Below are 19,696 nucleotides of genomic sequence, written 5' to 3' on the forward strand. Positions count from 1 at the left end.
CGTAAATATTGACTTCGGCCGCGAATCACGGCATGATTCGCGGCCTTTTCCAGACTTACTGCAGTTTTAAGGAGCAACCCTTGGCCAACATCGCCTCTGCCAAAAAGCGCGCCCGTCAGGCTGTCGCGCATCGCGCCCACAACGTGGCGCTGCGTTCGCGTTATCGCACCGCCGTGAAAAACGTGCTCAAGGCCGTCCAGGATGGCGACAAGGCCGCGGCTGCCGACGCCTATCGCTCGGCCGTGTCGATCATCGACAACACCGCGGACAAGGGCATGATCCACAAGAACAAGGCCGCGCGTCATAAGAGCCGCCTGAACGCCCAGATCAAGGCCATGTCCTGAACCTGGCGATTCTCTGACTGCAATAAAAAAGCCGACCCTGGGTCGGCTTTTTTATTGCCCGGACCGCGCCGGTCAGCGCAGCATCAGGTGGTGGTTGACGATCAGGTGCAGCCAGATGCTCAGCCCGTAACCCAGGGCCACCGCCCAGCTCCAGCGCAGGTGCGCCATGAAGGTGTACACCCCCCGGGCCTGCCCCATCAGGCCGACGCCCGCCGCCGAGCCGATGGACATCAGCGAGCCGCCCACGCCGGCGGTCAGGGTCACCAGCATCCACTGCCCGTAGGCCATGTTGGGATCCATCGACAGCACGGCATACATGACCGGGATGTTGTCGACGATGGCCGAGATGATCCCGACCAGCACATTGGCCTGGGTGTGGCCCAGGCCCGTATAGATAAGCTGCGACAACTCGCCGAGGTACCCCAGGGTGGCCAGGCCGCCGACCGACAGAATCACCCCGTAGAAGAACATCAGCGTGTCCCACTCTGCGCGCTGCAGCTGGGTAAAGATATCGAAGGCCTCGTCGCCTTCCGTCTCGATCAGGCCTGCATCCATCTCGATGGTGCCGTTGGCCAGGCTGCTGTGGGTGATCTTCAGGTAATAACCGAACAGCTTGAGCACACCCAGCCCCGTCATCATGCCCAGCATCGGTGGCATCTCAAGCGCCGAATGGAACAGCACCGCCATCGCGATGGTGCCGAAAAAGAGGAAGATGACGGTGATCCCGCCCCGCTTGATGTACACCGCTTCGTCGAGGGGCGCCGGCCGCCCTTTGGGCACCGCGAAGGACATGATCAGCGCGGGCACGAACCAGTTCACCAGTGCCGGCAGGAACAGGTAGAAGAAGTCCAGGAAGGGGATCTTGCCGCGCTGCCACACCATCAGGGTCGTGATGTCCCCGAACGGGCTGAACGCCCCGCCGGCGTTGGCGGCCACCACGATGTTGATGCACGACAGAGCCACGAACTTGCGCTTGTCGGGCGCCACCGCGAGCACCACCGCCCCCATCAGCAGGGCCGTGGTGAGATTGTCGGCGATGGGCGAGATGAAGAACGCCAGCAGGCCGGTGATCCAGTAAACGGCCTTGAGGGTAAAGCCGCGCGAGACCAGCCAGGCCCGCAGGGCATCGAACACGCGGCGCTCCTCCAGGGTGGCGATGTAGGTCATCGCCGCCAGCAAGAACAGCATCAGCTCCCCATACTCGAGGATGTTTTCCTTCACCGCCTCTTCTGCAGCGGCCGATGCCCCGTGCTGGTGATAGGCCAGAGCCACCAAAAACCAGATGATGCCGGCAGCCACCATCACCGGCTTGGACTTGCGCATATGCAGCTGCTCTTCGGTGATCACCACCCCGTAGGCGGCGACGAAAACCAGCACCGAGACGATTCCGAACCAGGAACTGATGAGTTCAGCATGCAGGGCGGGCTCGCCCTGCGCCCCCGCCATCACCGGCAGAGGCAGTAGAAGGCCCGCGCCCGCCATCAGGCGCGCAATGGTTTGTTTCACGAGTTGGCTCCGGAACGGATTTGATTGCTTTTGCCGGATTGTACGCACCCGGCCTGGTCCACACCACTCGCCGGGCCGCGCTCCAGGGCTGCCTTGGAATCCCCCTGTGGCAATGGGATAATTGACTGTTTCGCCGAATCATCGGGCAGGTGGGGAATCATGACCGAGACGCTGACCTTGAATACGGAAATGATCGTGGTGCTGGGGCTGCTGGCCTTCACCGTATTCCTGTTCGTATCTGAAATCGTGCGCGTGGACGTCGCCGCCGTGCTGGTCATGGTCATTCTCGGCGTGATGACCAAAATTCCCGCCCTGGGCAATCTCGGCGACCACGACCTGATCTTCGCCGGCTTCGCCAGTAACGCGGTTATCTCCATTATCGCGGTGATGATCATCGGCGCCGGCCTGGACAAGACCGGCATCATGAGTCGGGTGGCCGCCTTCATCCTGCGCATCGGCGGAAACACCGAAAAACGCGTCATCCCGCTGGTCTCCAGCACCGTCGGCTTCATTTCCAGCTTCATGCAGAACGTCGGCGCCGCCGCCCTGTTCCTGCCGGTGGTTTCCCGCATCTCCATCCGCACCGGCCTGCCGATGTCGCGCCTGCTCATGCCCATGGGTTTTTGCGCCATTCTGGGCGGCACGGTGACCATGGTGGGGTCCAGCCCGCTGATCCTGCTCAACGACCTGATCCTGAACTCCAACAAGGCGCTGCCCGAACACCAGCAGATGGAGACCTTCGGGCTGTTCTCGGTCACCCCCATCGGCATCGCCCTGGTGATCGCCGGCATTCTGTACTTCGTGCTGGCCGGCCGCTTCGTGCTCCCCTCACGCCGCGCCATGAGCAGCGGCGGCGAGAGCACCATGGATTACTTCCGCCGCGTCTACGGCCTCGACTACGACCTGCACGAACTGCACGTCCCGGCCGACAGCCCCCTGCTCGCCCAGACGGTGGGCGACCTGGAACGAACCCATCGCATCCGCATCATCGCCCTGTTCCAGAGCGGCGAGATGCGCGTCGCGCCGGCCCGCGACATCGCCCTGCTGCCGGAAGCGCAGCTCGGCGTGCTCGCACCGGAGGCTGCCCTCCAGGCCTTCGCCAAGGCCGGCCGGCTCGTCCCCCGCGCCGAGATCGAGACCTTCACCGAGGTATTGGCGGCGACCCGGGCCGGCATCTCCGAGCTGGTGATCCCCCCCAGCTCGACCCTCATCGGGCGCAGCCTGCGCGACATCGCCATGCGCAAGACCTACGGGCTCTCGGTGCTGGCGATCCACCGCGGTGCGCACACCACCACCAGCGGCGTACGCGACTTCATCCTGCAGGCCGGCGACACCCTGGTCTGCCACAACACCTGGGACAGCCTGGCGCGGCTGGAGCATGACCCCAACTTCGCGGTGGTCACCAGCGAGTACCCCCACGAGGAACTGCGTCCCGAAAAGCTCAAATTCGCCCTGGTGTTCTTCCTCATCGCGCTGGGACTGGTGCTGTTCTCCGACCTGCGGCTGTCCGTTTCCCTGATGGTGGGGGCCGTGGGCATGATCGCCACGCGCGTGCTCACCATGGACGAGGCCTATCGTGCCGTGGACTGGAAGACGGTGTTCCTGCTTGCCAGCCTGATCCCGCTCGGCGCGGCGGTGGAGATATCCGGCACCGCGGCCTGGATCGCCCAGCAAACCCTGGCGCTGCTCGGCGGCGTGCCGGCCTGGGTGCTGCAGGCCGTGATCGCCGTGCTGGCCACCGTGTTCACCCTGGTCATGTCCAATATCGGCGCCACCGTACTGCTGGTCCCGCTGGCGGTGAACATCGCCATTGGCGCCGGCGCCAACCCCGCCGTATTCGCCCTGACTGTAGCCATTGCGACATCGAATTCGTTCATCATCCCCACCCACCAGGTCAACGCCCTGATCATGGGGCCCGCGGGTTACCGCGTGAAGGATTTCATGAAGGCTGGCGGCGTAATGACCGTGCTGTTCCTGGTCGTCAGCCTGGCCATGCTGAATCTGATTTTCTGATATGCCATCCCTTAAGGAGTAAATCATGTCCAAGAAGCATCCTATCGTCGTCGTGACCGGTTCTTCCGGTGCCGGCACCTCGACCGTCAAGCGCGCCTTCGAACACATCTTCCAGCGCGAGCAGATCAATCCCGTGATCATCGAGGGCGACAGCTTCCACCGCTACAACCGCGCCGACATGAAAGAGGCCATGGCCAAGGCCGAGGCTGCCGGCAACAACTCCTTCAGCCACTTCGGCCCCGAGGCCAATCTGTTCGACAAGCTGGAAGAGCTGTTCAAGAGCTACGGCGCCAACGGTGGCGGCCAGAAGCGCTACTACCTGCACAGCGACGAAGAAGCTGCCGGACACAATGCCCGCCTCGGCACCAGCCTCAAGCCCGGCGAGTTCACCCCCTGGGAAGACATCGCCGGCGGCACCGATCTGATGTTCTACGAAGGCCTGCACGGCATGGCTCAGGCCGAGGGCGCTGATCCCGGTCAGCATGTCGACCTCGCCGTCGGCGTGGTGCCGATCGTCAACCTGGAGTGGATCCAGAAGATCTTCCGCGACAACAAGGAACGCGGTTACAGCGCCGAGGCCATCGTCGACACCATCCTGCGTCGCATGCCCGACTACGTGAAGTACATCACCCCGCAGTTCGGCCGCACGGACATCAACTTCCAGCGCGTGCCGACGGTGGACACCTCCAACCCTTTCATCGCGCGCGAGATCCCCACGCCCGACGAGAGCTTCGTGATCATCCGCTTCCGCGAACCGGAGAAATTCGCCATCGACTTCCCCTACCTGCTGTCGATGATCCCGGATTCCTTCATGTCCCGCCGCAACACCATCGTGGTGCCCGGCGGCAAGATGGGCATGGCGATGGAGATCATCCTCAAGCCCATCATTCACGAGATGCTCGCCAGCCGCGGCTGATACCGCGACCTAGCGATACCGATCGAACCCGGGCCGGTAAAACCGGCCCGGGTTTTTTTGTGCCGCTTTCCCGCCCCCGATTGTGGTTGACGCATCCTGTAGAATCAGGAGACTGGGTTTATTTACGTAACACACCGCCAAGGACGCGCTCCGGATCAATCCGACTCTCCCGAATCCACGCCCACAACACCGTCATCCATGCTGTTTCGCAAAGCCCCGTCACCCGCCGCGCTGGTCAATGGCTTCTTCGACCGCTATCGCGGCCGCACCCTGATCGTGCACCGCGGGTTTTCGCCGGGCTGGCTGGAGGAACTCCTCAAGCAACCCGGAGGCGGCGGGCACTTCCGCGTCGACGTGCGTCCGCCGGCGGAACGCAGGCTCAGCCCGGTGGAATGGGTGGCACGCGAACAGGTGCTGCCGCTCGACCTGCCGCTGCCTCTGCTGATCGTGGTCCGCGATGACACCCTGTTGCTGCGTCACCTGACCCGGGCGGGCCTGCCCGTTCATCCCAGCGAGATCCTGTGGTTCCTGGACGAGATCGACACGCGTTACCACGCGCGCCTGCGGCGCGGTGCCGAGGGCTTCGAGTCGGAATACGGCATCGACATCAAGGACAACGAGCCCGAAGCCATGTTCGGGCTGTAACGAGACCGGTATGGACGCCTTTCCGCTCGCCTACACCACCGGCACCGATGCCCCCGAGCTCGCCCGGGCATTGCTGGCCGGCCTCGGCACGGTTCCGCCCGGGGCCAACCTCGGCTTTCTGTACGCCACCGACGCCCTGGCGCCGCAGCTCGGGCCGTTGACCCGCCTGCTGCGCGACGCCACCGGCATCGAACACTGGACCGGCACCGTCGGCCTGGCCATCAACGTGACCGGGGAGGAGTTTTACGACCAGCCCGCCGTCGCGGTCATGCTCGGTACCTTTCCCGACGGCGCCTTCGACATGCTGCCGCCACTCACGGGCCGTACCGGCGAAGACCTGATGCTGCGCCCCAACGCCAGCCTCGCCGTACTGCACGGCGATCCGGACAATCCGCTCACGCCGACACTGGTGCAGAGCATTTCACAGGCCGCCCCCGCCCTGTTCAGCGTCGGCGGCGTCACCTCCTCGCAACGCGAGAATCTGCAGATCTGCGATGACGTCACCCAGGGCGGCGTCTCCGGGGTGGTATTCGACGCCTCGGTCGAGGTGGTGACCAATCACACCCAGGGCTGTACGCCCATCGGGCCGCGCCACCGCATCACCCACAGCCAGAACAACATCATCGCGGGGCTGGACGGGCGGGATGCGCTGGACGTGTTCGAGGAGGACATCGGCGAGGTGCTGGCCAAGAATCTGGAGCGCGTGGGCGGGTTCATCTTCGCCGGCCTGCCGATTGCCGGCTCCGACACCGGCGACTACATGGTGCGCAATCTGATCGGCATCGACACCGGACAGAAGATGATCGCCATCGGCGACTACGCCGAGGAAGGCCGCGAGATCATGTTCTGCCGCCGCGACGGTAATTCCGCCACCCAGGACATGCGCCGCATGCTCGACGAACTGCGCAAGCAGCTAGCCGGCCGGCCCATCCGCGGCGGGCTGTACTTTTCCTGCCTAGGCCGCGGCCGTTACCAGTTCGGCGAGAACTCCGAGGAACTGCGCATGATCCGCGACGAACTCGGCGAGTTTCCGCTGGTCGGATTCTTCGCCAACGGGGAAATCTACAACGGGCGCCTGTACGGCTTTACCGGCGTACTCACACTCTTCATCTGACAAACCTAAAAAAACAGGTCCTATGGAACATCGAAAACTCGGCAACACCGACCTCGAGGTCAGCCTCATCTGCCTCGGCACCATGACCTACGGCGAACAGAACACCCAGTCCGAGGCGCATGCGCAGCTGGACTACGCCGTGGAACACGGCATCAACTTCATCGACACGGCGGAGATGTATCCGGTACCGCCCAAGGCCGAAACCCAGGGCCGCACCGAGGCCTACATCGGCAGCTGGCTCAAGCAGCGCGGCCGCCGCGACGACCTGATCATCGCCAGCAAGGTCGCCGGCCCGGGCAACAACATCGACTATCTGCGCGACGGGCCGCACCTCGATACCCGCAACATCGAACAGGCGGTGCACGACAGCCTCAAACGCCTCAACACCGACTACCTCGACCTGTACCAGGTGCACTGGCCGGAGCGGCCCACCAATTTCTTCGGCAAGCTCGGCTACCAGCACAGCGAGGAGAACGGCACGCCCATTGAGGAAACCCTCACCGCTCTGACCCGCATGAAGGATGCCGGCAAGATCCGCCATATCGGGATTTCCAACGAAACGCCTTGGGGGATGATGGAATATCTGCGCCTGGCCGAGACGCAGGATCTGTCGCGCATCGTCAGCATCCAGAATCCCTACAGCCTGCTGAACCGGACCTTCGAGATCGGGCTGGCCGAGATGGCCCATCGTGAACAGGTCGGCCTGCTGGCCTATTCCCCGCTGGCCTTCGGACGGTTAAGCGGCAAGTACCAGGGCGGCCAGCAGCCACCCAAGGGACGTATCACGCTGTTCTCGCGCTTCACTCGCTACAACACGCCGCAGGGCGTCGCCGCCACCGACCGCTACGTGGCGCTGGCCGGGAAACACGGCCTCACGCCTACACAACTGGCGCTGGCCTTCGTCAACTCGCGCAGCTTCCTGACCAGCAACATCATCGGGGCCACGTCGCTGGAACAGCTCAAGGAAGACATCGACTCCGCCCGGGTCACGCTGTCGCAGGAGATCCTGGACGAGATCGAGACGATTCATACTGAATTCCCCAACCCCTGCCCGTGAGCGGTTGCCGGCCGGGCGAACGCCCGGCCGGTTGATTTCAATTTATTTCGCGTCGCCGAGCAGGGCGTCCTTGCCGGGGCTTTCCAGCCACTCGGCAATGTCCTTGCCCATGACATACACATCGCGCTGCAGCATCCGGCAGGTGCCGAAGCCGCTCATGGTGTGGCGGTCACTGATGAAGCTGCCGATCAGCTTGCCGTTGGCACGCAGCTCACCCTTGGCACGTACCGCCTTCGGCCCCGACCAGCCACCGCCGCCCACGCCCAGCACGTGCACGATCTCGATGCTCAGCACCTTGCCCGACTTGGCCGGCTTGTCGGTCAGCTCCACAGTGTAGCCCCTGCCCTTGGATGCCGCCTTGATGGCCTGCGGCAGACGCGTTTCCAGCTGGCACTCGTTGCGCACGGCGGCGGTCACGCCGGTGGCGTTCTTGGCGTAGGGGGCACGGTTGTGCACCTGGATCGTATCCCCCGCAAAGGCCTGGCCGGCGAACCCCAGCGACATCATGATCCCCAGTCCGGTCAAAACCCTCAGAAAACGTTTCATACGCTGACTCCCTCGGTATAAGCGGTTATTGAGTTTGTTCGAGACGCGTTGCGCGCCTGTCCTGAGCTTGGCCGCGGCCAGTCTGGCGGTATCATGTAGTGAATGCAATTCCAGACCGTGCCCATGTTCATCGACTCCCACTGCCACCTGGACGACGCCGCATTCGACGCCGACCGCGCGGCGATGCTGACGCGCGCGCACCAGGCGGGCGTCAGCGACTTCGTGGTACCGGCCGTGGACGCGGCCGGCTGGCAAAAGCTGCACGATCTGGCCGCAGCGGATGCGAGCCTGCATCCGGCCTACGGCCTGCACCCCATGTTCCTCGAAGTCCATCGTCCCGAACATCTGCCCGCCCTGGCGGCCTGGCTGCGCGAGCACCGCTCGGTGGCGGTCGGCGAGTGCGGCCTCGACTACTACGTCGCAGACCTCGACCCCGCGGTTCAAGTCGAGTACTTTACCGGCCAGCTGCGCATCGCCCGCGACCTTGAGCTGCCGGTCATCATTCATGCCCGGCGCTCGGTGGACGACATCATCAAGTACGTGCGCCGGTTTGCCCCGCTCACCGGGGTGGTGCACAGCTTTGCGGGCAGCGAACAGCAGGCGCGCAAGCTGATCGAGCTGGGTTTTTGCCTGAGCTTCGGCGGACCGCTGACCTATGACCGGGCCCGCCGCCTGCAAAAGCTGGTGGCGACCCTGCCGATCGAGTCCCTGCTGCTGGAAACGGACGCCCCGGACCAGCCCGACAGCGCGCATCGCGGGATGCGCAACGAACCGGCCTGGCTGCCCGGGATCGCCGCCCGCATGGCGGAACTGCGCGGCATGGAAATCGATGCACTGGCCCGGCAGACCGCCGAAAACACCCGGCGCCTGTTCCGCCTCCCGCACTGAACCTATAAGAATCGTTGTGACATGAAAAAACTCGCCGTCGTCGGCTTCGCCCTGCTCATCCTCATCGGCGTCTTCTTTTACGCCAGCCCCTTCCTCGCCTCCTGGTATCTGGGGCAGGGCCGGGCGGCCCAGGAAACCCAGGGCAAGCCCGTGATCGAGGCCCTGCAGCGCTGGTTCTACGCCCCCGGCGCGCCGATCAGCGACGCGCACGCCTACACCTTCACCCGGGGCCGTCCGCCGGTCGACTATTTCCTGTTCCGCTTCAACGCACCCGAGCAGCCGCTGGCGCGCTTCGTGCGCATGCACGACCTGCACGAACAGCCGCTCACGCCCGAGTCCATGCAAACGGTCTTCAAGGCCTGGCCGGCCCCGGACTGGTGGACCCCCGAGCAATCGCCCAACAAGTACTACTACACCGGCCAGAGCGAAGGTAAGCAGTACAACCTGATCTACACGCCCGCCTCCGGGGTAGGCTATCTGCTGATCGTGCGCGGCTGATCACAGGCATGACGGAAACGCGCCACGAACGCACCCTGTTGCTGCTCGGCGAGGCGGGGCTGGAACGCCTGGCCGGGACCCACGTGGTCATCGCCGGCCTGGGCGGGGTGGGCGGTTTCGCGGCCGAGGCCGTCGCCCGCGCCGGCGTGGGGCGCATCACCCTGCTGGATCACGACGTGGTGGCGCCGTCCAACCTGAACCGCCAGCTGCTGGCGCTGGAATCGACCCTGGGCCGCCCCAAGGCAGAGGTCATGGCTGAGCGCATCCGTGACATCAACCCGCACATCCGGGCCGAGCCGGTGCAGACCTTTCTTTCGCCGGACAATGTCGGCGAACTCGTGGCGAACGCCCGGGCCGACTACCTGCTGGACTGCATCGATTCCATCAGCTGCAAGGCCGCCCTGGTGCACGCCTGCCAGCGGCAGGGGCTTGCCGTGGCCTCCAGCATGGGCGCCGGCGGGCGCATCGATGTCACCCGCGCCCTGGTCTCGCGCCTGGACCGCACCCACACCTGCCCGCTGGCCCGCGAGATGCGCCGCCATCTCAAACGCCTGGGTGCCTCGCTGCGCTACCCCGTCGTCTTTTCCACCGAGATTCCCCGCAAGGGTTCGTCACATCAGCCGGTCGGCAGTCCGGACAACCCCGGTCGGCCGCGTGCCGTGAACGGCACCATCTCTTACCTGCCGGCGCTGTTCGGCATCATGCTGGCCGGCGTGGCCATCCAGGCACTGCTGGACGCACCGCAGTAGCAACGTCTGATTCAACAGGGCGAAACAGCCGTAGCAGTCTGTTGATGTCGCTCAGGCGAGTGCGAGAGAAGGAAAAATCGGGTGAGATAGCGCAGTTTACTTGAATGTAAATGAGCATTTTGAGCCCGATTTTGACGCCCTATTGTGCCGCGTGAGTAGACAACAACAGCCTGCTAGCTGGCTTCTAACGCCTGCTCGATAGCTTCCTTGATGGCTGCGTCCGCACCCGGACCGAAGCGGGTCACTCCCGGGACGAAGACATCGGTAAAGGCGTAATCGAACTTGAGATCCTGCAGACCGAGGGCGCCGAACAGGCGGCTCTCGAAGGAGTGGTCGTCCTCGCTGAAGATCAGCGTGGGCCAGCCGTCCTCGCCCGGGGCGAGTATGGGGCCGAAAAAGATCAGCCCCGGCTTGTTGCGGCAGCGCAGGGCGCAGGCGCCCTCGGTCACCCCGGCCATGGGCAGGAAGTCGATGGTGCGGGTGAACTTGCGCTTGGTATCGAAGGCGATGTCGATGCTGCCCTCGATGGCTGGCGCCTCGGCCTGAAAGGCCAGGGTTTCGGCGCCGGAGGCCTCGCGCCAGCGATCCAGCTCATGCGCACCGTGCCGGCTGGGCAGATAAATGAACTTCAGCGGCGCGATCGCCTGCAGTTCGTCGAGCAGCGCCGCATCGAAAGCGGGGGTATTGATCAGCACGCCCTCGGCGTCCTGATCGACCAGGTAATAGACCGCCGGCTCGGTGCCCGTGACGTGATAAACGCTGCGGTCGCGCAGCTCAAGCAGCTTGTTCGTCGGCATCGGATTTCCTTTTGTCGGCATAGGGCGTCAGGCTGATCTGCGGCATCTGGCTCTCGATCCAGTCCTCCACCTCGCGCAGCAGCTGCTCGGGCGTCTTGTCCCGGCTCTCGATGGCCGGGCCGATGCGCACCGTGACCGTGCCCGGCTTTTTGATGAACTGGCCCTTGGGCCAGAAATCCCCGGCATTGTGCGCGATCGGCACCACCGGTGCCCCGCTCTCCACGGCCAGTACGGCCCCACCCATCTTGTAGCGCTTGCGTTTGCCAGGCGGTACGCGGGTACCTTCCGGAAAGATCACGATCCAGAGCCCCTGGGAGAGACGATCCTTGCCCTGGGTCACCAGTTGTTCGACCGCGCCGCGCCCGGCGGAACGGTCGATGGCGATCATCTTGACGATGCTCAGGCCCCAGCCGAAAAACGGTATGCGCAGCAGTTCGCGCTTGAGCACCCAGACCTGGGGCGGCAGAAACCGCTGCAGGGCGACCGTTTCCCAGGTGGATTGGTGCTTGGCCATGACCACGGCGGCGCGGTCCGGCAGATTCTCCTGCCCTTCCACCCGGTATCTCAGGCCGCAGGTCAGACCCAGCCACCACAGATTGAAATGGGTCCATTGCGAAATCCAAGCAAAGCGGACCCGGAAAGAAAACGGCAGCAGCAGAAACGCCGTGGAGGCAATCACCATGGTGGATATCGCGAAGCCGATCCAGAACAGGAACGCACGCACATAAAGCACCGGGCGCGGCGGCAGGTGCTTTTGATCGGCCCCGCTGCTCATGCTTCCTCGCTCAACAGTTCCTGGACATACGTCGCCAGGTCGTCATATACCGGCGTGCCGTCCGGCACCTGTCCGGAGGCCAGGGTGCGCTCGCCCTTGCCGGTACGCACCAGAATCGGCCGCGCACCCACCGCCTCGGCAGCCTGCAGGTCGCGCAGGCTGTCGCCCACTGCGGGCACGTCCGTGAGATCGGTGCGCAGGCGCTGCTCGATCTGATTCATCAGGCCGGGCTCGGGCTTGCGGCAGTCGCAGTCATCCTCAGGACCGTGCGGGCAGAAGAACACGCCCTCCACCCGGCCGCCCAGCTGATCGAGCAGGCGGGTCATCTTCTGATGCATGGCGTGCAGGGTCTCCAGGCCGAACAAACCCCGCGCAATACCGGATTGATTGGTCGCCACCACCACGCACCAGCCTGCCTGACTGAGCTTCGCAATGGCTTCCAAACTGCCCGGAATCGGAATCCACTCCTCGGGTGACTTGACGTACTCGTCGGAGTCCTCGTTGATGACCCCGTCGCGGTCCAAGATGATTAACTGCATACCTGTGGAATCTCGCTATGCACCGAATCCACCATATTACCTGTAATGGGCACGTTGATTCACGTCTCATCCCAACCGCGCACCAGCCATGCCTGTTCCATTCGGTCGGCACCCCCCCATAGCGGTAACCCAGCGGTAACCCCCGCCTAACTACAGTAATTACAAAGGCAAGAAAACCAGCCGCCGGCATAACAAGTCGATAGTCGTAACGCGATACAGGACGGCACCGCTGGGCAAAACAGGGGGAATAACCATGAAGCTCAAGACCAACTCCGGTCCATACACGATCGTTCGCACAGCCCTGCTGGCAGCAAGCCTCATAGGCTTGGGCGTGAATCCACCTGCTGCCAACGCGTTGGTAGGGATAAACAACATCCAGGTGACAACGACCAATGACACGGTCGATGTGGCCACCGATGGGGTTTGCGCGGATGCGGCGGGCCAGTGCAGCCTGCGTGCAGCGATCCAGACGGCCAACGAACTCGGGGGCAGCGTTTATATCACCCTGGGGGCAACCACTTACACGTTGACACTAACGGGGGCGGGCGAACTCTTTTCCGCCACCGGTGACCTGAACATCAACAACGCTAGCGTGACGATTACCAGTCCGTACGGTCAGGCGACCATCAAAGGCGGTACGGGATGGGACGACCGCCTCATTCAGGTTGGAGGCTCGGCGCAACTCTCTATCAGCAATGTCGTATTGACCGGCGGTAACTCACCCGCCAACGGCGGCGCGATCTGGGGTGCAGACACATCCAGTCTGATCCTGCGTAACAGCCGGGTCACCGACAACCAGGCCGCCAGCTTTGGGGGCGGCATCTCAGGAGAAGGGCTTTCACTCTTCGTGGAGAACAGCCGCATCGACAACAATACGAGCGGTGCTCAGGGTGGTGGCATACTTGCACACGCAGCCAGCAATACCATCAGCACCTCAACCATTGACCACAATACCGCGGACAGCAGTGGCGGAGTCTATGCCTATCCACCCCCAACGGGCAGCGTCGACATCGTTCAAAGCACGATCAGCAACAATACGGCGCGATACAACGGCGGCGGTATTCAGGCGGTCCAGAACGTCAACTTCTACAGTACGACGATTACGGGCAATACAGCAGCTGCGAGTGGTACTTCGGGGTATGGTGGTGGCATCTATCTCGTCAATACCGCCAATATCCGCAACTCGATCGTCGCGGGCAATATGGCATCCTATTTTGTCACCACGACGATCAGCAGCCCGGATTGTTACTCCCCTAATCCGGGTACCGTCTTCCTCGCCAGCCAGGGCTACAACCTGATCGGCGACATGACCGGCTGCACGATGGATGCCTCGGGCCTTGGGGAACAGCTTGGCGATGCCACCAACCCCATTGATCCGCTGTTCGGTCCCCTGCAGGACAATGGCGGTGTGACGCCCACGCACCTGTTGCTTACGGGCAGCCCGGGCATCGATACCGGCAACCCCAATGGCTGCGTCGGGACGACGGGCACTGAACTCACCACCGACCAACGGGGTTACACACGACCCATAGACGGAGATGCCGACGGTGTCGCCGTCTGCGATCTCGGTGCAGTCGAAATCACGCCCACCGTCTCGGCCGCTGCATCTACCTCCGGTGGTGGCGGCGGGGGTGGCTGCACGATCAGCAACGGGACGGGCATCGACCCGACGCTGCCCGGTCTACTGCTTGCAGCGCTTGCCTATCTCGGTTGGCGCCGTAAACACCGGACATGAAACGTTTCTCTGACTGGCAGCTGTGGGCGGCCCTTGCGGTCGCCCTACCTGTCTGGGGTATTGCCTATCTCTGGTTCCGTCCACCCATCATCTTAGGCTGGCCACTGAACCATCCCCTGCTGGCGCTCAAACTCGTTCTCTTTTTTCCCCTGGCCGAGGAAATCGTTTTCCGCGGATTGATTCAGGACTTCCTGCATACGCACTTGAAACACCAGTGGGGATACCTTTCCGCTGCCAACCTGCTTACCAGTCTGCTCTTTGCCGCGCTGCACTTGATAAATCATGCGCCTGCCTGGGCATTGCTGGTGATCTTTCCTTCTCTCGTCTTCGGTTACTTCCGTGAGCGACATGAAACCCTGCTCACCCCGGTAGGTCTTCATATCTTCTACAACGCCGGTTACTTCCTGCTCCTGGCCCCACCGTCTGCCTTGCTGTAAACGCCCTCGATGCCGGTTATCACCACACATCGTCCAAGACATAGCCCTCGTGCCTTACGAGATATAACGATGCCGGAACTTTACTTAACGCACCCGCCTGTCTAACGAAAAAGCCCCGCACTGCGGGGCTTTTTTGTGCCGGGCTTCTTAGAACGATCAACCCTTCAAACGCGACAGATCGGCCGCTCTCAAGAACAAATCACCGAGGCCGTTCAGCAATGCGATGCGGTTGTTCTTCAGCGCTTCGTCCTCAACCATGACCATGACGTCGTCGAAAAACCGGTCCACGGCCTCGCGCAGACCGGCCAGCTGCGTCAGCGCGGCGCGGTAGTCGCCCTTGTCGAACAGCGGGTCGACCTCGGCATGCATCTGCGATACCTGTTCGGCCAGCGCCTGTTCGGCGGGCTCCTTGAGCAGTTTGCTGTCGATATGGCCTTCCACCCCACCTTCGACCTGCTTGAGGATGTTGCGGATGCGCTTGTTGGCCGCCGCCAGGCTTTCGGCCTCCGGCAGTTGGATGAAGGCTGCCACAGCCTGGATGCGGTGGTCGAAGTCCAGCGGCCGCGTGGGGTCTCCGCCGACACGCCACGGTCCTGGTAATAGGCCTTCAGGCGTTCCATCACATAATCGAAGGTCTCGCTGACGGCACCGAAGGCATCCACCTGACCCTCGAGGCCGCGGGCGGCATGCTGCAGCAGAATCTCGAGATCGAGGTCCAGCCGCTTTTCGATCAGGATGCGCAGCACGCCCAGCGCGGCGCGGCGCAGTCCGAAGGGATCCTTGGTACCGGTCGGTTTCTGCCCGATGGCGAAAATGCCGAGCAGGGTGTCCAGGCGGTCGGCCAACGCCAGGGCCTGCCCCACGCCGCCAGCCGGCAGCTCGTCACCGGCATGGCGCGGCATGTACTGCTCGTCCAGCGCCTCGGCCACGGCCTTGGGCTCACCGTCGTGGCGCGCGTAATAGCGCCCCATGATGCCCTGCAGCTCGGGGAACTCGTACACCATCTGCGTCATCAGGTCGCACTTGCCCAGCTCGCCGGCGCGGCGCGCCTCATCGGGCTCGGTGCCGATTTCCAATGCGATGAACTCGGCCAGCCTGGCGACCCGCTCACTCTTGTCGTACAGGGTGCCCAGCTTTTTCTGGAACACCACACTCTTGAGCGATTCGCGATGCTCGGCCAGGGGCTGCTTGCGATCCTGGTCCCAGAAGAACGCCGCATCCGCGAAGCGCGGGCGGATGACCCGTTCGTTACCTTCGCGGATCTTGTCGGGGTCGTCGCTCTCGATGTTGGCGACGGTGACGAAGTACGGCAGCAGCCGGCCCTTGTCATCGACCACCGGGAAGTACTTCTGGTTGTCCTGCATGGTGGAGATCAGAGCCTCGTGCGGCACCTCGAGGAAGCTCTCCTCGAACCGTCCCGTCACGGCCACCGGCCATTCCACCAGCGCGGCCACCTCGTCGAGCAGGTCCTCATCGATGCGGGCCCTGCCCTTGACGCCATGTGCCGCCTCCTGGACCTGGGCCAGGATCGCCTCGCGGCGGGCATCGAAGGACGCCACCACCTTGCCTTCGGTTTCCAGCAGCGGCGCGTAGGCGGCCGGCTCGTCCAGATACAGGGCCTGCGGGTGATGGAAGCGGTGACCGCGGGTCTCGCGCCCGGCACGCACGCCCAGAATCTCGGCGTCGATGATCGCGTCCCCGAACAGCAGCACCACCCAGTGCACCGGGCGCACGAATTCCGCCTCGCCGGCACCCCAGCGCATGCGCTTGGGGATGGGCAGGCCGGCCAGGGCCTGTTCCACGATGCCCGGAATCAGATCCACCGCCGGCTGGCCCTTTTCCAGGCTGCGGTGCACCAGCCAGGCGCCCTTGTCGGTTTCCTCGGTCTCCAACTGGTCCACGCTCACGCCGCAGGAACGGGCGAAACCCTCGGCGGCCTTGGTCGGCTTGCCGTCGCCGTCGAAGGCGGCCGTCACGGCCGGACCACGCCGGGTCGCCTCGGCGTCCTTCTGGCGGCTTTGCACGGAGTGCACCAGCAATGCCAGGCGGCGTGGCGCCGCGAACGCCTCCTCGCCCTTGTGGCTCAGGCCGGCCTGCTTCAGGCTCTGCAGTACACCGTCGCGGAACGCGTCGCGCAGGGTCTTCAGCGCCTTGGGCGGCAACTCCTCGGTGCCGATCTCGATGAGCAGGTCGTGATGCTCGATGCGGGCGCTCATTGCGCACCTCCTTCGAGCATGGGGAAGCCCAGCGCTTCGCGCGCGGCGTAGTACGCCTCGGCCACGGCGCGCGCCAGCTGGCGCACGCGCAGGATGTAGCGCTGGCGCTCGGTGACCGAGATGGCATGCCGGGCGTCCAGCAGGTTGAAGGTGTGCGAGGCCTTGAGCATCTGCTCGTAGGCCGGCAGCGGCAACCCGGCCTCGATCATGCGCTGGCTTTCCGTCTCACAGGTATCGAACCAGCGGAACAGCACTGCCGTGTCCGCCTGCTCGAAGTTGTAAGTCGACTGTTCCACCTCGTTCTGGTGGTACACGTCGCCGTAGGTCACGCGCCCCTGCGGGCCGTCGGTCCAGGTCAGGTCGTAAATGCTCTCCTTGCCCTGCAGGTACATGGCGATGCGCTCCAGACCATAGGTGATCTCGCCGGTCACGGGCCGGCAGTCCAGGCCGCCGACCTGCTGGAAATAGGTGAACTGCGTCACCTCCATGCCATTCAGCCAGACCTCCCAGCCCAGCCCCCAGGCGCCCAGGGTGGGCGATTCCCAGTTGTCCTCCACGAACCGGATGTCGTGCACCAGCGGGTCGATGCCCAGCGCCTCGAGCGAGCCCAGGTAGAGTTGCTGAATCTCCTGCGGCGAGGGCTTGAGCACCACCTGGAATTGGTAGTAGTGCTGCAAACGGTTGGGGTTCTCGCCGTAACGGCCGTCGGTGGGACGGCGCGATGGCTGCACATAGGCCGCGCGCCACGGCTCGGGGCCCACGGCACGCAAAAAAGTGGCCGGATGGAAGGTGCCCGCGCCCACTTCCATGTCATAGGGCTGGAGCAGGACACAGCCCTGCCCGGACCAGTAGTCCTGGAGCGCGAGGATCAGATTCTGAAAGGTCGATACGTCGTAGCGTGACATTGGCGCCGCTGCCGGGGCTAAAAGGTCCGCAAGTATACCGCCGCGGGCAGCCTGACCAAAGGCACGCACTGGCGTTCGGCACGCAACCTGCTAATAAAAACTTTAAGGGGCACTCCGGCGTATTGCCGGAACGCCGACTGCGTCGAGTCCAGATCGGGAGGCATTATGAGCGACATGATCCTCGAACCCACCGCCGTGGCCCAGTGGCAGCACGTCGTCCGCGAGGCCAGCAGCGAAGCCAACCGCAACTTGCCGGACGATATCGAGGCCTACCTGGTGCTGACCCTGCAGCGCCATATCCGGGACACCGAAGGGCTGCAGCGGCGCATGGCGCTGGACTACCTGTCCGCCCTGCAGAATACCGGCGCCCTGCGCGGCGATGCCCTGCAGACCGTGGGCGATCACTGCCTGCTGCTGGCCGGGCTGTTCCCCCAGCAGGCGACCCGCCGCCAGGTACAGGTGGGCTATTTCGTCGATCTGGGCCGGGCCGCGTACCGCGATCTCGGCGAACAGCTGCGAGCCTCGGCGGCCCTGCTGTTTCAGCGTCTGGCTGAGGCCTTTCTGAGCCTGACAGAGGTGCTGCATGCCCTGCGCAATCTGGGCGGCGCGCCGGCCCTGACCGCCGCCGAGGCGCTCGACTTCTGGTCCGAGACCGGCAGCGCCTATGCGCTGCAGACCCTGCGCCGGCACACCGGCAGCCTGCCGGCACGCTCGGTGAGCCGCAAACGCCACTGAGGCAACCATCCAGCGGACGTGCCCCTTTGGCGGCAGGCTGCTAAAATCCCCACCCCTTTGCTCGGTCATAACAGCACGGACCGGGCCTATTCACCGGCATACGCATACGAGCAGTAAACCTATGGCAGTACAACGCAAAGCGGTCGCCCTGATCTCCGGCGGACTGGATTCCATGCTCGCCACCCGCACCGTCATGGAGCAGGGCATTCACGTCGAGGGCATCAATTTCTTCACCGGCTTCTGCGTGGAGGGCCACACCCATGCCATCCGCAAGCAGGACCGCGACAAGCCCAAGCGCAACAACGCCCTGTGGGTGGCCGAGCAGCTGGGTATCAAGCTGCACATCGTCGACATCGTCGAGGAGTACAAGGACGTCGTCATCAATCCCAAGCATGGCTATGGCGCCAACCTGAACCCCTGCCTGGACTGCAAGGTGTTCATGGTCAACAAGGCCCGGGAATGGATGCAGGCCAACGGCTTCGATTTCATCATCACCGGCGAGGTCATCGGCCAGCGCCCCATGTCGCAGCGCAAGGACACCATGCCCATCGTCGCCCGTGAATCCGGCGCCGACGACCGCCTGCTGCGCCCGCTGTGCGCCAAGAACCTGCGCCCCACCCTGCCCGAGCGCGAGGGCTGGGTCGATCGCGAAAAACTGCACGACTTCAGCGGCCGCTCCCGCAAGCCGCAGATGGCGCTGGCCGAACGCTTCGGCATCGAGGAATACGCCCAGCCGGCCGGCGGCTGCTGCTTTCTCACCAACGAGCAGTACGCGCAGAAACTGGCCGACCTCTGGCAGCACCGTGGCAGCAAGGACTACGAGCTCGACGACATCATGCTGCTCAAGGTCGGGCGCCACCTGCGCCCGCGCGACAACTTCAAGCTCATCGTCTCCCGCGAGGAAGGCGAGAACAATTTCCTAGAAGGCTACCGCAAGCTCTTCACCCATATCCGCACCCTGAGCCACGGCGGACCCCTGGTGCTGATCGACGGACATGACCTCAGCGCCGAAGACCTGATGCTGGCGGCGCGCATTACCGCAAGGTTTTCGCAGGGAAAGAACGCCGAGAACGTGGAAGTGGCCATCACCCCACAGGGTGAGGAAGCGCGCAAGCTGCAGGTCCGCCCGCTGCCGGCGAGTGAAGTAGCGGAGAGCTGGTATCTGTAGGGACTGCCGACTCAGCCGGTGTGGGTCGGCTTCGCGCTGTGCTGCATGGCGACATTGATGGCCAGAACGGCCTTCAGGGTCGCGGATTGGCCGCGACGCAGTTTTTCGATTTC

The 19,696-nt window shown here is 64.0% G+C and carries 19 protein-coding genes and 1 pseudogene; 13 read left to right on the forward strand and 7 right to left on the reverse strand.

Annotated elements, in window-relative coordinates; all coding sequences use genetic code 11:
* The first annotated feature begins 80 nt into the window (after positions 1-80).
* Complete coding sequence (rpsT, locus tag P8Y64_06980) at positions 81-344, forward strand: 30S ribosomal protein S20 (GenBank protein ID MEJ2060216.1); 264 nt, start codon at positions 81-83, stop codon at positions 342-344.
* Between the two features lie 72 nt (positions 345-416).
* Here the strand turns inward: rpsT and nhaD are convergent, their stop codons facing one another.
* Positions 417-1,790: a sodium:proton antiporter NhaD gene (nhaD, locus tag P8Y64_06985; protein ID MEJ2060217.1), complete on the reverse strand. Its 1,374-nt coding sequence runs from the start codon at positions 1,788-1,790 to the stop codon at positions 417-419.
* Positions 1,791-2,009: 219 nt separating this feature from the next.
* Here nhaD and P8Y64_06990 point away from each other — a divergent pair, with 219 nt between their 5' ends.
* The 5 genes from P8Y64_06990 to P8Y64_07010 all read left to right on the forward strand — a co-directional run bounded on the left by P8Y64_06990 (position 2,010) and on the right by P8Y64_07010 (position 7,595).
* On the forward strand, positions 2,010-3,863 hold the full coding sequence (locus tag P8Y64_06990; protein MEJ2060218.1) for an SLC13 family permease: 1,854 nt from the start codon (positions 2,010-2,012) through the stop codon (positions 3,861-3,863).
* Between the two features lie 25 nt (positions 3,864-3,888).
* A complete protein-coding gene (locus P8Y64_06995) occupies positions 3,889-4,779 on the forward strand; it encodes a phosphoribulokinase (protein ID MEJ2060219.1) in 891 nt (296 codons plus the stop codon).
* Positions 4,780-4,977: 198 nt separating this feature from the next.
* Positions 4,978-5,424 (forward strand): hypothetical protein, encoded by a 447-nt coding sequence (locus P8Y64_07000; GenBank protein ID MEJ2060220.1) that lies wholly within the window; start codon positions 4,978-4,980, stop codon positions 5,422-5,424.
* A gap of 10 nt (positions 5,425-5,434) precedes the next feature.
* The gene (locus P8Y64_07005) at positions 5,435-6,538 is read left to right on the forward strand and encodes an FIST C-terminal domain-containing protein (GenBank protein ID MEJ2060221.1); all 1,104 of its coding nucleotides are present in this window, start codon (positions 5,435-5,437) and stop codon (positions 6,536-6,538) included.
* Positions 6,539-6,560: 22 nt separating this feature from the next.
* Positions 6,561-7,595 (forward strand): NADP(H)-dependent aldo-keto reductase, encoded by a 1,035-nt coding sequence (locus tag P8Y64_07010; GenBank protein MEJ2060222.1) that lies wholly within the window; start codon positions 6,561-6,563, stop codon positions 7,593-7,595.
* A gap of 42 nt (positions 7,596-7,637) precedes the next feature.
* Here the strand turns inward: P8Y64_07010 and P8Y64_07015 are convergent, their stop codons facing one another.
* The gene (locus tag P8Y64_07015) at positions 7,638-8,141 is read right to left on the reverse strand and encodes a hypothetical protein (protein MEJ2060223.1); all 504 of its coding nucleotides are present in this window, start codon (positions 8,139-8,141) and stop codon (positions 7,638-7,640) included.
* A 102-nt stretch (positions 8,142-8,243) separates the two neighbouring features.
* On the opposite strand from P8Y64_07015, the gene P8Y64_07020 reads away from it, so the two are divergent.
* Genes P8Y64_07020 through P8Y64_07030 form a run of 3 tightly spaced genes read left to right on the forward strand, consistent with a single transcriptional unit; the run spans position 8,244 to position 10,276 of the window.
* The gene (locus tag P8Y64_07020) at positions 8,244-9,029 is read left to right on the forward strand and encodes a TatD family hydrolase (protein MEJ2060224.1); all 786 of its coding nucleotides are present in this window, start codon (positions 8,244-8,246) and stop codon (positions 9,027-9,029) included.
* A gap of 21 nt (positions 9,030-9,050) precedes the next feature.
* Positions 9,051-9,527, forward strand: a complete 477-nt coding sequence (locus P8Y64_07025) for a hypothetical protein (GenBank protein ID MEJ2060225.1) — start codon at positions 9,051-9,053, stop codon at positions 9,525-9,527.
* A gap of 8 nt (positions 9,528-9,535) precedes the next feature.
* Positions 9,536-10,276, forward strand: coding sequence for a tRNA threonylcarbamoyladenosine dehydratase (locus P8Y64_07030; GenBank protein ID MEJ2060226.1), 741 nt, complete (start codon positions 9,536-9,538; stop codon positions 10,274-10,276).
* A 173-nt stretch (positions 10,277-10,449) separates the two neighbouring features.
* Here the strand turns inward: P8Y64_07030 and P8Y64_07035 are convergent, their stop codons facing one another.
* From P8Y64_07035 to gmhB, 3 genes are read right to left on the reverse strand one after another with little or no spacing between them, the layout of a single operon-like run.
* Positions 10,450-11,073: a hypothetical protein gene (locus P8Y64_07035; protein MEJ2060227.1), complete on the reverse strand. Its 624-nt coding sequence runs from the start codon at positions 11,071-11,073 to the stop codon at positions 10,450-10,452.
* Positions 11,051-11,848 carry a lysophospholipid acyltransferase family protein gene (locus P8Y64_07040; GenBank protein ID MEJ2060228.1) on the reverse strand — a complete coding sequence of 266 codons (798 nt, stop codon included), beginning with the start codon at positions 11,846-11,848 and terminating at the stop codon, positions 11,051-11,053. Before P8Y64_07040 ends, P8Y64_07035 begins: the two co-directional genes overlap by 23 nt.
* Positions 11,845-12,387, reverse strand: coding sequence for a D-glycero-beta-D-manno-heptose 1,7-bisphosphate 7-phosphatase (gene gmhB, locus P8Y64_07045; GenBank protein ID MEJ2060229.1), 543 nt, complete (start codon positions 12,385-12,387; stop codon positions 11,845-11,847). Before gmhB ends, P8Y64_07040 begins: the two co-directional genes overlap by 4 nt.
* A 253-nt stretch (positions 12,388-12,640) precedes the next feature.
* Here gmhB and P8Y64_07050 point away from each other — a divergent pair, with 253 nt between their 5' ends.
* Together P8Y64_07050 and mrtJ are read left to right on the forward strand one after the other, a co-directional pair.
* A complete protein-coding gene (locus P8Y64_07050; protein ID MEJ2060230.1) occupies positions 12,641-14,122 on the forward strand; it encodes a CSLREA domain-containing protein in 1,482 nt (493 codons plus the stop codon).
* Positions 14,119-14,559 carry a JDVT-CTERM system glutamic-type intramembrane protease gene (gene mrtJ, locus P8Y64_07055; GenBank protein MEJ2060231.1) on the forward strand — a complete coding sequence of 147 codons (441 nt, stop codon included), beginning with the start codon at positions 14,119-14,121 and terminating at the stop codon, positions 14,557-14,559. Before P8Y64_07050 ends, mrtJ begins: the two co-directional genes overlap by 4 nt.
* Before the next feature lie 156 nt (positions 14,560-14,715).
* Here the strand turns inward: mrtJ and glyS are convergent.
* Together glyS and glyQ are read right to left on the reverse strand one after the other, a co-directional pair.
* A pseudogene (gene glyS / locus P8Y64_07060) lies at positions 14,716-16,775 on the reverse strand (glycine--tRNA ligase subunit beta).
* Positions 16,772-17,680, reverse strand: a complete 909-nt coding sequence (gene glyQ, locus P8Y64_07065) for a glycine--tRNA ligase subunit alpha (protein MEJ2060232.1) — start codon at positions 17,678-17,680, stop codon at positions 16,772-16,774. Before glyQ ends, glyS begins: the two are co-directional and overlap by 4 nt.
* A gap of 165 nt (positions 17,681-17,845) precedes the next feature.
* Here glyQ and P8Y64_07070 point away from each other — a divergent pair, with 165 nt between their 5' ends.
* Together P8Y64_07070 and P8Y64_07075 are read left to right on the forward strand one after the other, a co-directional pair.
* Entirely contained in the window at positions 17,846-18,415 is a 570-nt protein-coding gene (locus tag P8Y64_07070) for a hypothetical protein (GenBank protein MEJ2060233.1), read from the forward strand.
* 121 nt (positions 18,416-18,536) lie between these two features.
* Positions 18,537-19,583: a tRNA (5-methylaminomethyl-2-thiouridylate)-methyltransferase gene (locus tag P8Y64_07075; protein MEJ2060234.1), complete on the forward strand. Its 1,047-nt coding sequence runs from the start codon at positions 18,537-18,539 to the stop codon at positions 19,581-19,583.
* The last annotated feature ends 113 nt before the right edge of the window (positions 19,584-19,696 follow it).

It is taken from the genome of Gammaproteobacteria bacterium (assembly GCA_037388465.1).
Taxonomy (GTDB): Bacteria; Pseudomonadota; Gammaproteobacteria; order SpSt-1174; family SpSt-1174; genus JARRKE01.